This window comes from Candidatus Omnitrophota bacterium (assembly GCA_030688425.1).
In the GTDB taxonomy this organism is placed as follows: Bacteria; Omnitrophota; Gorgyraeia; order Zapsychrales; family JANLHA01; genus JAUYIB01.
The window spans coordinates 386970-400079 of record JAUYIB010000012.1; the positions used below are offsets into that span (position 1 = coordinate 386970).

Sequence of the window (13110 nt, forward strand, 5' to 3'; positions counted from 1 at the left end):
TTCATTTTACATAAGTTTATACAAAAGGAAACACCAAACTGAACCAACTTGCCGTTCCGTCCGCAGGACCGGGCCGCAGTCTCTATTCGTACCTCAACGCCTCCACCGGCTGGAGCTGGGCGGCCTTGGCCGCCGGATAAATGCTGGCCACGTAACTGATCACCAGGGCCGCGGTCACGATCGCCAGAAGGTCCGACAATTGCAGTTCCACCGGCACATGGTCGATCGAATAAATTTCCGCCGGGACCTTGATGTAAGTCCTCAAAAGATAACTCAGCCCCACGCCGCTGACAACTCCCCAGAATGTCCCGAGGACGCCGATCAGGATCCCCTGCTTGGTGAAGATGCTCCGGATGGATTTCTGCGGCACGCCGAAGGACTGCAGGATGCCGATGTCGTGGATCTTGCTCGTCACGGTCACGACCAGGGTGCTCACGATATTGAACGACGCCACCAAGACCATCAGGGTGAGGACGATGAATAGCCCCCACTTCTCCAGGAACAGCGCTTCGAAAAGGTTGCGGTTCACGTCGATCCAGGTCTTCACCAGAAAGCTGTAACCCAAGGCGTCATAAACGGCCTGCTTCACCTCCCTGGCGTCGTACGGGTTATCGATCTTGACGCCGATGCCGGACACCTTGTCGGACGGGATGTTAAGAATCTCCTGGGCCTTTTTGAGATCCACCACGACCAGCTTCATGTCGTAGTCCACCATGCCGGTGTTAAAAATCCCGGTGATCGGCAGCTCAAACCGCCAGCCCCGCCCGGCCATGCCTGATCCCGGGGCGATCAGAGTCACCTTATCGCCCAAAGAATACCCGAAATAACGCGCCAGCTCGTTGCCGATGACGATCCCGCCTTTGGACAACCCCGCCAGGTCTCCCTCCACCACGTATTCCTGAACCTGGGTGACCTGGGGTTCGGTCGAGGGATTGATGCCCCGGATCACAAGCCCGAGGGCCTGGCCCTCTTCTTCGATAAAAATATTCCCCTGGATATACCCTGAAACGCCTTTCACTCCGGCCAGGCCGCGGACCTGCCTCATGACAGCCTCATAATCGCGGATCCCGGTCTCTTTCTCGATGGCCACGTGCGGGGTGGTGCCGATGATCTTATTGCGCAGATTGTTGCCGAACCCGGTCATAATGCCGGTCACCACAATGAGAGCGGCGACGCCGACGGCAACCCCGGCGATCGAAATGAAATTCAAAAACGTCAGGAACCGCCCCTTGCTGGCGATCAAATACCGATAGCTGATCCAGTTCTCGTAATTCATAAGAAAAATCCTTCTGAGCGCACGGACACAGGGACACGCGTAATCAAAAACACGAATGTTTTATCCTGCCTTTTGCGCCCGTGTGTCCTTGTGCTCATGTGCTCCTATTTTCTTTCTCCTCATGCGGCTTCAAGAGCGGGAACAGGATCACGTCCCGGATCGACGGAGCGTCGGTCAGAAGCATGACCAGGCGGTCGATGCCGATCCCCAGCCCGCCGGCCGGCGGCATGCCGTATTCCAAAGCATTGACGAAATCCTCATCGAATGTCCGCAGCCCGGTTTCCGTGTCGTCCTTCAAATCTTCGATCAGCCGCTGGCGCTGTTCCTGGGGGTCGTTCAACTCGGTGTAGGCGTTGCCGACCTCCATCCCGGCGACGAAACATTCAAAACGCTGGGCAATCGCCGGACGGTCCGGGAACGTCTTGGCCAGCGGGGACAGGAAAGCGAAATAATCCACGATGAACAACGGGTCCATGGTCGCGCCCTCCTCCAGGGCCTCTTCCACGATCTTCATGATCCCCGACCGGGTCAGGGCCTCGACCTTCACCCGCTCGCCTTTGACGGCCTTGACCTTCTTAAGCATGGCCGCCGCGTCGTCCTCGGGATCGATGCCGAACTTTTCCTTGACCAGGCCGGCGAACGACTTGCGCTTCCAGGGCGGGGTGAAATCAATGGTCTGCCCCTGATAAGGGACCTGGTAAGAGCCGGTGACCTCCTTGGCCAGGGTGCTGATAAGATCTTCGGTGAGTTTCATCATGTCCTCGAAATCGGCGTAGGCCTGGTAAACCTCGAGCATGGTGAATTCCGGATTATGGCGCGTGGAGATGCCTTCATTGCGGAAATTCCGGTTCATTTCATAAACCCTCTCAAGCCCGCCGACGAGAAGCCGCTTCAGGTACAATTCCGGGGCGATGCGCATGTACACGTCCATGTCGTAAGCGTTGTGCTTGCTTTTGAAGGGACGGCCCCTGGCCCCGCCCGGCAGGGGCTGGAGCATGGGCGTTTCCACTTCCAGAAACCCGCGCTGATCCAGGAACGAACGGATCCGGGTGACGATTTTGCTGCGCTTGATAAAAAGGTCGCGGACAGGATCGTTGGCGATCAGGTCCACGTATCTCTGGCGGTAGCGGATCTCCACGTCCTTGAGGCCGTGCCATTTCTCCGGCAGGCACATCAGGGACTTGGACAAGACCGTCACCTCGGAAACGCGGACGCTCTGTTGGCCGGTCTTGGTCGTAAAGAGGGTGCCTTTAACGCCGATGATATCGCCGAGGTCGAGCTCTTCGAAAATGGCAAACTGGTCTGCCGGCAGGTGGTCGGCTTTGACATAGAGCTGCATTTTCCCGGTCTGGTCCTTGAGATCCATGAAGAGGACTTTGCCGTGCTTGCGGTTGGCCATGATCCGGCCGGCCACAACCACTTCTTTTTCCTCCTCGAACCCCTTGAGGGCCTCTGCCACGGAATGGGTGCAGACAAATTTCCGGCCGTAAGGCACAACGCCCTTGGCCTGAAGGTTCTTCAGCTTGCCGATCCGTATCCCTTTGATATCATCGATTTCCATAAAATGTCCTTTGAGGAACGTGAATATATACTAATACTATTTATTAAAACGCTTCATTATATAGAAAAAGCCGGAGGGTGTCAACGGAAGCCAAACGCTTGCGGTTCGGACAGATTCTTCAGGAAACGGCTGACGCTAGGACGCGACCACGCAGATTCCGGCCCGGTTGGCCATCTGAATGCAGACCGGCCGGTCGATGATGAGGGTTTTCTGGGCCTCGATGGCGATACAACCGGCCTTGGCCCGGATCATGTGCTTGATCGTCCGCGGACCGATCACCGGGACGTCGAAACGCTCGTCCTGCTTGGGCTTGCTCATTTTCACCACGACCGCCCCCTGACGGGCGATGGCCCCCCCCCTCAGGATACAGCGGTCGGTGCCCTCCATGGCCTCGATGGCCACGATGGCTTTTTCCTTGATCACAACGGTCTGGCCCACGTCCAGCCCGCCCATGGCCTTGGCAATGGTGCGGCCGAACTCCATGTCCGCCAGTTCGCTCTCCGTGGGGCCGCGCTTGGTCAGGGTCCCTTGCGGGGCCATATAATCTTTCAAAAGCAGAGTGGAATCCAGAAGCTCAAGGTCGTGCTCCCGCAATTTGTCGGCGATGGCCTTGAAAATCGTGTCGGCCTTTCTGTCCCGGAGGGCCTGGAGAAGCACCTGGAATTCCTGGTCCAGCTCAACGGTCTCATCGAAAAGGTTCCCGGGGTTGACCTGGCCAGCCATGATCACCTGCTTCACCCCTTCGTCCCGGAAATATTGAAAAAGTTTCTTGAGCTCGCCGACCTTGAACCAGGCCAGGCGGTCGGTAAACGGCTTGATGAGCCACGAGGTGTCCCCGCGAATGGCGGCCGCCACAACTCTCATGTTCTGGGCTTTGGCCGCACGGGCGAAAAGGATGGGAAATTTGCCGTTGCCGGCGATCAGGCCGATGGGTTGGATGGGCATAATCGTGATGGAAAGAACTGCACCGCGGAGATTAAAATTTTAATGAGGAAGGGACTCAATCCCTCGGCTCCCTCGCTGGCGCTCGGTCGCTCGGGACTTCACCCCAGAAAACGGGGTTCAGCTGCACAACCCGCGTTTGGTCATCTTGGCGAAGAAGATGAGGTGCTCGACCTCCGGGCACGGCTCCAGATCTTTCTCAAGCTGGGCGATGGCGTGTGTCTTGGAAAGCCCGGAAAAAAACAAAATCTTAAACGCCTTTTTCAGGACGTTGACGGTCTTCAGGGACACGTTCGCGCGCTTCAATCCGACGAGATTCAGGTTGTAAACTTTGGCCGGATGTCCGTCGCACATGGAAAACGGCGGGATGTCCTGGACGACCTTGGAACAGCCTCCCACGATCGACAGGCGGCCCAGCCGGACAAACTGATGGACAGCGGTCAACCCGCCGACGATCGCGTTGTCTTCAAGCGTCACATGGCCGGCCAGCGTCCCCACGTTGGCCATGACGCAATTGTTGCCGATCACGCAGTCATGGGCCACATGGGAATACGCCATCAGCAGGTTGTTCTTGCCGATGACGGTCTTGCCTCCGCCCTCGACGGTCCCGGTGTTGATGGTCACATATTCGCGGATGATGTTGTTTTCGCCGATGGTGAGATAGACGTTGTCCTGGCCGGAGTATTTCTTGTCCTGGGGGGCGCTGCCGATGATGGCGCCGGTGAAGACCTGGCTGTTCTTGCCGACCGTGGTCTGGCCGTCGATCACGCAATGGTCCCCGATCTTGACGTTGTCACCGATGGTGACGTCCGACCCGACGATGGAATAGGCCCCCACCGTCACGCCGGGAGAAAGCTTGGCGTCCGGATTAACGACCGCGGTCTTGTGAATGTTCAGTCCTTCCATGGATCCCTTTCCTGCTCGAAATTTTTTAGACGTGAGGCCCCGAGAGTCCCGGCGGGCCTCCCCACGACATTGAAACCCATTATACACAAAGAGGATGGAAAGCTCAATTAAGAAAAGTATTATCTGTGAAGGACACGAGGATGTCGGCTTCGGTGACGATTTCGCCGTTGACGCGGGCTTCTCCGTGGATCACGGCGGTTCGGGACCGGTCTCGGACCACGGACACGTCCAGGACAAGCTGGTCGCCGGGAACGACAAGCTTGCGGAATTTCACGCTGTCGGCGCCCATGAACAGGGCCAGCTGTCCGCGATGTTTTTCATCGGTCAGGACCACGATGCCGCCCAGCTGGGCCAGGGCCTCGACCATGAGAACACCGGGCATGATCGGGCGGGAGGGGAAATGGCCTTCGAAAAAGTTGTCGTTGATCGTGACGTTCTTGATCCCGACGGCCCTTTTCCCCTTCTCCATCTCCGTGACCCGGTCCACCAGCAAGAACGGATAACGGTGAGGGAGGATCTGCATGATCTGCTCGATCGTGAGGGCTCGGACGCTGTCCCCGGGGATCTGCGGGACAAAGGGCGCCGCCGGTTCCGTCGGGACGGACGGCTGTCCGCTGGAAAGTTTCTTCAACAGGGCGATATTGAGCGTGTGCCCGCTCTTGACCGCGAACACCTGGCCGCGGATGGGCTTTCCCAAAAGATACAAATCGCCGATGAAATCCAGGACCTTGTGCCGGGCAAATTCATCGGGGAACCGCACCTGATTATTGATGACGCCTTTTTCCCCGACGACAAGCGTGTTCTGATAATTCGCCCCCAGCCCCAGCTGGCTGGACTGCAGGCGCTTGGCTTCCTCTTCCAGGCAAAACGTTCGGCAGGGCGCGATCTCGCGCTCGAAAATCTCGCCCGTCACCGTTGTGGAAAAAAACTGTGACCTCAAGAACGGGTTCGGGTAATCCAAAACATAAGAAATCTTGAATTCCGGGTCCGGGACGACAAAGATCGACGCCCCGTCCCGGCAAACGCCGACGGGCTCTTTGACGTCAAAATATTGCCGGGCGGCCTTCTGCTCCAGGACGCCGACGGCCTTCAACGCCTTCAAATATTCCAAACCGCTCCCGTCCAGGCCCGGCAGTTCGTTGTTGTTGATTTCAACGATCAGATTGTCGATCCCCAGGCCGCAGAGGACGCTCATCATGTGCTCGACGGTGTGAATGAGGGCCGGCTGGCGGCCGATGGTCGTACAGCGGGGCAGAGGGGCCTCCCCCAGGATACTGTCCGGCCCCACCTTGACAACAGGGCGGCCCGGAAGGTCGGTGCGGACAAAAGAGATCCCGTGGTCCTGCGGCGCCGGTTTGAAGCGGGCTTCGGCGGCATTGCCCGTGTGCAATCCCACCCCCTTCAGGGAAAATTCGCTTCTGATGGTTTTCTGAGGATCTGTCATGGCCTTGGCGATTGCCGGAGGAATCAACCCCGGCGTTCCGATTCCTTGAGCCTGTTCTCCAGCTCTTCGATTTTCTTTTTTAATTCGCTGAGGATCTTCACATACTGCGGCAGACGCTGAACGCAGGCGTTGACCCGTTTCGCCAGCCCCATCTCCTTGGCCGGGATGCCCCAGACCGTGGTGTTGGCCGGGATATCGCCCGCAACGCCGGATTTGGAAGCGACAACGGCGTTATCGCCAACGGTCAGGTGCCCCGCCAGGCCGACCTGGCCGGCGATGGTGACATTGTTCCCGATCGTCGTGCTGCCGGAGATGCCGACCTGGGACACGATGAGGCAATTCTCGCCGATGCGCACGTTGTGCGCGATCTGGACAAGGTTGTCGATCTTCGTCCCCCGCCCGATGACGGTTTTGTCAAACCGCGCGCGGTCGATCGTGACATTGGCGCCGATCTCCACGTCGTCCCCGATGACCACGGTCCCGACTTGGGGGACCTTCTCATGTTTTCCATCGACCGAAATAAATCCGAATCCGTCAGCCCCGATCACGGCGCCGCTGTGGATGATGACCCGGTCGCCGATAGAAAGCCCCTCCCGGATCGTGACGTTCGGATAAATCAGGCCGCCCTGGCCGATGACGGTCCTGGACCCGATGTAACAGCCGCTGAAAACAACGGTCTTATCGCCGACCTCCGCCCCGCTTTCGATGACGACGTGCGGCCCGACAGCGACGTCTTTGCCGAGAACGGCGTCCTTGGCGATCACCGCGGTGGGATGGATCCCGGAAAGCCGCGGCGCCGGGATCTCCGACAAAAGGGATATAACCTTGGAGAACGCCAGGGACGGATTGTCCGTGAGGATCAAAGGTTTTTGCGCCGCAGAGGTGCCGCGGGGCGCGATCACGGCCGCGGCCCGTGTCTTTCCGATCAAGTGAAAATATTTGGCATGGGCGACGAACGCGAGGTCACCGTCCCGGGCCTCTTTGATGCCGGAAATCCCGGTGATGGAGACAGAGGGGTCCCCGACCACGTCCCCCCCGATCAAGAGGGCGATATCCCCCAACGTTTTATGAAGACCCGTTTTTTCCATGTCCCATTCCTGCCGTCCAGCTCCGGGGTTTAATAAATTTGCGTCGCAGGTGCCCGGGAAGGCCCTTGCGACGCAAAAAAATTCCGACCCGCCCCGGAGAAACTACTTGGCGGCCTTGTTGTAACTCTCGTTGAGTTTATTCAGGATCGTTTCGGAAATGTCCAAGATCTCATTGCCGTAAATCAAGACCCGGTCATTGAGGACGATATCGATCTTCTCGGCCTTGGAATACTCGCTGACCACTTTCTCAACTTCCAGGAGTATCTCGCGGACCTTGTCGTTGCGCTCTTTCTGAAAATCGATCTCCTTCTGGCGGTCGTAATCGCGCAGTTCGCTGGTCATCTGGTCGATCTCTTTCTGCAGTTTCATCTTCTCGTCTTCCTTGACCAGGGCCAGCTTGTTATTGGCCTCCCTCAGCTTCTCGATCTTCTGGTTGCGATCCTGCTCGACGGCCTTGTATTTGGCCTCGAACTCGGTGTCATAGGCCTTGGTCTTCTCATAATTGTCGAACACCTTGCTCAGGTCCATGGTCGCGATCTTCATCGGGGTCTGGGCCATCGCCACACCCGTCAGGAACACCGAAAACACGGCGGCTGTCATCAAAAGTCTTAACGTCTTCACTTGAACTCCTCCTTGTGTTGATTTTGCTGAACTGTTAAGGCAAGATTTGCTGGGCAACGGGCACTGTCCCTCCGCTTTGGCTCCCCAGGCAAAGGGACGGGGATCAGAATCCGCGGCTCACGCTAAAATAAAATTTCCCCGACTTGTCTTCCTCACCGGGTTCGTCGCTCAATGGATAACCGTAGTCCAGGTTGATCGGCCCGATGGGGGTCTTGACCCTCAGGCCCAGGCCGAAGCCGGACTTGAAATCCCCGGTGCCGAAGTCATCCACTTTCGACCAGACGTTCCCGGTGTCGAAAAACGTCGCCAATTTCAGGAAGTCGATGATAGGGATCGTGTATTCGATGTTGCCGACCAGCATGCTCTCGCCGCCCAGAGGGTCCTCGGTCACCGGGTCCAGCGGGCCGACCTTGCGCTCGTTGTAACCGCGGATGGTCCGGGCGCCGCCGGCAAAGTACCGCTCGAAAATCGGGACCTTGCTGTTGTCGCCATAGGCGTCGGCAAAGCCGGCCAGGACGCGGAACTCCAGGACGGAATCAAATTTGAACGGAATATTATAACTCGCCCGCGGGGTGAAACGCATAAAATCTTTGTCCCCGCCGAAAGGCCCGCCGGCCACGTCCGCCGTCCCGCTGAGGTACAGCCCCTTGGTCGGGTTGAACACGCTGTCGCGGCTGTCCCGCGAGAGGTTGAAGCTCACCCGGCTGATGGTGTTTTTGCCCTGCTCGGCCAGAAGGTCTGCCGAAACATTGGCCTCAAAATTGTCGATGGTGACGTTCTCACGGCCGTACATCACGCTGCCGGAGAAATATTCCGTGAATTGTTTGCCGAAGCGGATGTCCCCGCCGGTGCGCTTTTCGTCATAGGCATAACCGACGTCCCGTTCCCGGCTGCGCTCGGACCGGTAGGCATCAAAGCCGCCGGAGATCGGGTAATCGAACAGCCACGGCTCGGTGAAACTCAGGCGCATGTTGTTCCGGGTGGACCCGGATTCCGCGCGCAAGAGGAGGTTCTGGCCGCCGCCGGTGAACGTCGGGAAATTCGTGAAGTCGAAATTTTTCTGTTCCACCTCGACAAAGCCCACCAACTGATCGATCGTGCTGTAACCGCCGCCGAAACTGAAGGTCCCGGTCTTGGCCTCTTTCACCTGGACAACAAGGTCCTTCTTGCTGGGCGAGTCCGTGTCTTCAATGTCGTAACTGATGTCTTCGAAATACCCGAGGTTCTGCAGGCGCTGCTTGCTGCGGCGCAGCTTCTCGCCGTCGAACTGGTCCCCCGGGTAAAGCCTCATCTCCCGGCGGATGACAATGTCGCGGGTCCGGTCGTTGCCCTGGATCTTGATCCGGTTGACATACGCCAGATTTCCCTCTTCGACATCCAGCTTGACCTCGACCTTGCCGGTGTCAGGATTCAGGGACGTGGATTCGCGGACATTGGCGAAGATGTAACCCTTATCGAAATACAGCGTGCGGATGCTGGACAGGTCAACGGTCAGCTTGTCGCGGCTGAAGATCCCTCCGACCTTGACTTCATTCATCACGGCGATGACCTCATCGTCGTCCGCGACCTTGTTGCCGGACAGGGTGATCTTTTCGACATAATAACGCTTGCCTTCTTCAATATTGATCCGGACGATCAGCCGGGACGGGGTCATCTCCTCCAATTCATGGCTCACGGTCGCGTCGATGAACCCTTCCCTCTCATAGAAGGCCTTGATACGGTCCATGTCCTCGGCCAGGATGTCCTTCTTCAGATAGCCGGAGGTAAACAGCGAGTCGGGACGGGTCTTGATGACCTTCATGATCCGTTTGTCCTTAAAAGCGGTGTTGCCTTTGATCCGGATCCGTTTGACCTTGATCCGCACGCCTTCCTTAATGACGAAATGGATCGCGGTCTTGTTGTTCAGTTCGTCGCGCTCGGTCTCCACCGTCACGGAGACGCTGGTCAGCCCTTTCTTGGTATACATGTCCTCGATCGTGCGGACGTCGTCATTGAGCTCTTTGTTGTCGAGGAACTTTCCTTTTTTGGACTTCAGTTTTTTGACGATCCCCTTAGGGTTGAAATAGCGAAGCTTGGAAAACGTGATCTTGTCCACGATGGATTTTTCCGTCACGTAAAAAAGGACCTTGAAGCCGCCCTCAAAATCCTCGCGGTCCACCCGCACGTCCGAAAAGAACCCGGTGTTGTAAAGACGCTTGATATCGTCGCTGATAACGCTCTGGAGATATTCCTGGCCGGCCCTGGTCTTGATCTTGGCAAGGATCGTCGGCAGGCTGATGGACTTGTTCCCCTTGATCTCAATGGATTTGACCACTTTTTTCTTTTCCGGGGAAACGGCAGGGGGCGGTTCCTGGGCGTCAGGGGCCTTGGGGACGGCAGGAGCGGCGGCCGGGGCCTTTTCAGGAGGCTCCACCGCTTCCTGATTGACCGCCGGTTGGGCTGAAACGGTTGGAACAGAAGCGAAAACGCAAGCTACGAAAAAAGTTAGCGAGAAAAATTTCGACATGACCTGATTATAGGGATTCTGCCGCGGGCTGTCAATCCACATGTGCAAGATTTTCGAACCTCATATATTCTTTAATGAACGTGAGTTTGATCGTGCCCACCGGGCCGTTGCGCTGTTTGGCGATGATGATCTCGGCGATCCCCTTGTTCTCCTCTGTGGGGCGGTAATACTCCTCCCGCACCATCAGGATGACCAGGTCCGCGTCCTGTTCGATGGCGCCGGATTCCCGAAGGTCGGAAAGCTGCGGCCTGTTGCCTTCGCGGCTTTCCACGGCCCGGGACAACTGGCTCAAGGCGATGATGGGGATATGGAGTTCGCGGGCCAGGGCCTTGGTCGAACGGGAAATCTCGGAGATCTCCTGCTGGCGGCTGTCGGTTTTGGTGGACCCGCGCATCAGCTGCAGGTAATCCAGGACGATCAGCTGGATATCGTGGCGGGATTTCAGTCGCCTGGCCTTGGCGCGCAGTTCCATGGCCGAAATCGCCGGGGTATCATCGATAAAAATGGCCGAATTGGACAGCTTGCCGGCCGCGGCCGTCAGCTTCGGCCAATCGGACGGGGACAGAAATCCGGAACGCACCTTGTGGGCGTCAACCCTGGCCTGGGAACAAAGCATCCTCTGAACAAGCTGCTCCTTGGACATTTCCAGGCTGAAAAAGGCCACGGGGATCTTCTTCTCGATCCCGATATACTCGGCGATGGAAGCGGCGAAGGCGCTCTTGCCCATGGACGGCCGGCCGGCCACGATGATCAGGTCCGACGGCTGGAGCCCCGAGGTCATCCGGTTGAACTCCGTGAACGTCGTGGGCAGGCCCGTGATGTACTCTTTGCGCTGATAAAGGGTGTCGATCGTCTCGATGGTCTTCTTGACGAGTTCCTTGATATGGATGGAAGGCTGGCGGTGTTTCAGGTCGGCAATTTCGAAGATCAGCCGTTCGGCGGTGTCCAGGGTGCCGTGGATGTCCTGCCGGGGCTCGTAACAGCTGTTGACGATCTCGGTCGAGTTGTGGATGAGCCGGCGCAGGATCCCCTTTTCCTTGACGATATTCGCGTAATGCTCGACATTGGCCGCGGTGGGCACCATGTCGATGATCGAGGTGAGGTACGTCTCTCCCCCGACCTCGCCCAGATGCCCATCGTCCCGGAGCTTGCTGGTGAGCGTGATCAGGTCGACGTTCTTGCGGTTGTTGTAGAGGTCGACGACGGCGGCGTAGATCTTCCGGTGGGCGTCATCATAGAACCACGATTCGTCAAGGATCTCGATCGCGGTCCCGATGGCTTCCTCATCGATGAGCATGGCCCCCAGGACGGACTTCTCGGCTTCCGCGTTCTGCGGGGGGATTCTTACTTCTTGGTGACCCATAACCGTATCTTGGCTGTCACTTCCGGATGAAGCTTGATGGGGATTTCAAAAATTCCCAATTCCTCGATCGGCTTTTCAAGAACAATGGATTTTTTGTCAACGGGGAACCCTTCGACGTCCAGGGCCCTGGCGATGTCGATTTCCGTCACGGACCCGTACATCTTCTCGAGGTCGTTGACCTCGACGGCCACGGTGCAGGAGACCTTGTTGAGTTTGTCCGCCACGGCCTGGGCCTCGTCCACCTTCTTCTTATTCTCGGCCTCGATCTTGGCTTTCCGGTGCTCAACGACCTTCAAATTGGCCGGCGTGGCCGCGCAGGCCAGCTTCCGGGGCAGCAGATAATTCCGGGCATAGCCGTCCTTCACTTTCACGAGCTTTCCGACCTTGCCCAATTTGGGCACATCCTGACACAAAATCACTTCCATGATGTCTCTCCTCAATGAGCGCATGAGTTATGGAGCCCTGCTTGACGGGCGACATAACTCATCCACGCGAATTGACCCCCGCGTTTCGCTTTGCAAAGCAAAGCGGCGGGGGCCATGATTGCTTATTGCCGGCGCTTGGCGCCGACGGGTAAAAGCCCGAGATACCTGGCCCATTTAATGGCCAGCCCCATCTCGCGCTGCTTATGCGCGTTCAGGCCCGACAGCCGGCGGGAAACGATCTTCCCCCGTTCGGTGGTAAAACGCTGCAGAAGGGCCAGATTCTTGTACTCAATTTTCACGTCCGGCGGAAGCGTATATTTGGACGGCCTGGCCGACCTCGGCCGGGCCGAACCACGGTCCCTGCGCTGTTTACCGCCGGTCCTGCTGTTGCTGCTGCTACTGCGACTATTGCGTCTATTTTCCACCCTGCAACCTCCTCTGGTTTGATTGAACTCTCAAAACTTCATTGGTCCCAGGCGACATCCTCAGGATTGATCGTATCGCCGAAAGGGACCGCTGTCGCGGCCGCGGTGTTGTCCGACGGCTGTTCCACATCGGCGGCCAAGGCGTCCTCCGGCTTGCCCGCGCCCGGCGTGAATTTTCCCAAGAACTGGACCCGTTCAGCGCGGACATCGATGGTGCTGCGCTTTTGCCCGTCCTGGGTTTCCCAGGAACGCGACTGCAAAACGCCTTCGACAAAGACCGGGCTTCCCTTCTTCAAATACTGGCAACAGGCCTCGGCCTGCTTGTCCCACACCGTCATCGTCAAAAAACACACGTCTTCCTTCAACTCGCCGCTCTTATCGCGGAACCTGCGATTCACGGCCAAACCCAAATTCGCCACCGCCACGCCCGCCGGTGTATAGCGAAGCTCCGGATCGCGCGTCAGGTTCCCGATCAAAAAAACCTTGTTCAAATTCGCCATGTGTCGACCCCTCCCATCCTGATATCACACTATCCCGAAAAAGTCTCAAAACC

General features: G+C 57.6%; 12 protein-coding genes. All 12 read right to left on the reverse strand.

What is annotated here, in order from left to right:
- Positions 1-82: 82 nt before the first annotated feature.
- A complete protein-coding gene (locus Q8Q08_02900) occupies positions 83-1276 on the reverse strand; it encodes an ABC transporter permease (GenBank protein ID MDP2652960.1) in 1194 nt (397 codons plus the stop codon).
- A 94-nt stretch (positions 1277-1370) separates the two neighbouring features.
- Positions 1371-2837: a lysine--tRNA ligase gene (lysS, locus tag Q8Q08_02905; protein ID MDP2652961.1), complete on the reverse strand. Its 1467-nt coding sequence runs from the start codon at positions 2835-2837 to the stop codon at positions 1371-1373.
- A gap of 135 nt (positions 2838-2972) precedes the next feature.
- Entirely contained in the window at positions 2973-3782 is an 810-nt protein-coding gene (gene lpxI / locus Q8Q08_02910) for a UDP-2,3-diacylglucosamine diphosphatase LpxI (protein MDP2652962.1), read from the reverse strand.
- Between the two features lie 117 nt (positions 3783-3899).
- A complete protein-coding gene (gene lpxA / locus Q8Q08_02915; protein ID MDP2652963.1) occupies positions 3900-4685 on the reverse strand; it encodes an acyl-ACP--UDP-N-acetylglucosamine O-acyltransferase in 786 nt (261 codons plus the stop codon).
- A gap of 103 nt (positions 4686-4788) precedes the next feature.
- On the reverse strand, positions 4789-6156 hold the full coding sequence (gene lpxC / locus Q8Q08_02920; GenBank protein MDP2652964.1) for a UDP-3-O-acyl-N-acetylglucosamine deacetylase: 1368 nt from the start codon (positions 6154-6156) through the stop codon (positions 4789-4791).
- On the reverse strand, positions 6153-7217 hold the full coding sequence (gene lpxD, locus Q8Q08_02925; GenBank protein MDP2652965.1) for a UDP-3-O-(3-hydroxymyristoyl)glucosamine N-acyltransferase: 1065 nt from the start codon (positions 7215-7217) through the stop codon (positions 6153-6155). Before lpxD ends, lpxC begins: the two co-directional genes overlap by 4 nt.
- 102 nt (positions 7218-7319) lie before the next feature.
- Positions 7320-7838 carry an OmpH family outer membrane protein gene (locus Q8Q08_02930; GenBank protein MDP2652966.1) on the reverse strand — a complete coding sequence of 173 codons (519 nt, stop codon included), beginning with the start codon at positions 7836-7838 and terminating at the stop codon, positions 7320-7322.
- Positions 7839-7941: 103 nt separating this feature from the next.
- A complete protein-coding gene (gene bamA / locus Q8Q08_02935) occupies positions 7942-10251 on the reverse strand; it encodes an outer membrane protein assembly factor BamA (GenBank protein MDP2652967.1) in 2310 nt (769 codons plus the stop codon).
- Positions 10252-10375: 124 nt separating this feature from the next.
- On the reverse strand, positions 10376-11707 hold the full coding sequence (gene dnaB / locus Q8Q08_02940) for a replicative DNA helicase (GenBank protein MDP2652968.1): 1332 nt from the start codon (positions 11705-11707) through the stop codon (positions 10376-10378).
- Positions 11689-12132 (reverse strand): 50S ribosomal protein L9, encoded by a 444-nt coding sequence (rplI, locus tag Q8Q08_02945; GenBank protein MDP2652969.1) that lies wholly within the window; start codon positions 12130-12132, stop codon positions 11689-11691. Before rplI ends, dnaB begins: the two co-directional genes overlap by 19 nt.
- 122 nt (positions 12133-12254) lie before the next feature.
- On the reverse strand, positions 12255-12557 hold the full coding sequence (gene rpsR / locus Q8Q08_02950) for a 30S ribosomal protein S18 (protein ID MDP2652970.1): 303 nt from the start codon (positions 12555-12557) through the stop codon (positions 12255-12257).
- A gap of 38 nt (positions 12558-12595) precedes the next feature.
- A complete protein-coding gene (gene ssb / locus Q8Q08_02955; GenBank protein ID MDP2652971.1) occupies positions 12596-13057 on the reverse strand; it encodes a single-stranded DNA-binding protein in 462 nt (153 codons plus the stop codon).
- Positions 13058-13110 lie beyond the last annotated feature (53 nt).

Excerpts from the sequence above, each read along its gene's own strand:
- lpxI (MDP2652962.1), bottom strand. The coding sequence starts at position 3,782 with ATGCCCATCCAACCCATCGGCCTGATCGCCGGCAACGGCAAATTTCCC.
- Q8Q08_02900 (MDP2652960.1), bottom strand. The coding sequence starts at position 1,276 with ATGAATTACGAGAACTGGATCAGCTATCGGTATTTGATCGCCAGCAAG.
- dnaB (MDP2652968.1), bottom strand. The coding sequence starts at position 11,707 with ATGGGTCACCAAGAAGTAAGAATCCCCCCGCAGAACGCGGAAGCCGAG.
- lpxA (MDP2652963.1), bottom strand. The coding sequence starts at position 4,685 with ATGGAAGGACTGAACATTCACAAGACCGCGGTCGTTAATCCGGACGCC.
- rplI (MDP2652969.1), bottom strand. The coding sequence starts at position 12,132 with ATGGAAGTGATTTTGTGTCAGGATGTGCCCAAATTGGGCAAGGTCGGA.
- lysS (MDP2652961.1), bottom strand. The coding sequence starts at position 2,837 with ATGGAAATCGATGATATCAAAGGGATACGGATCGGCAAGCTGAAGAAC.
- ssb (MDP2652971.1), bottom strand. The coding sequence starts at position 13,057 with ATGGCGAATTTGAACAAGGTTTTTTTGATCGGGAACCTGACGCGCGAT.
- lpxD (MDP2652965.1), bottom strand. The coding sequence starts at position 7,217 with ATGGAAAAAACGGGTCTTCATAAAACGTTGGGGGATATCGCCCTCTTG.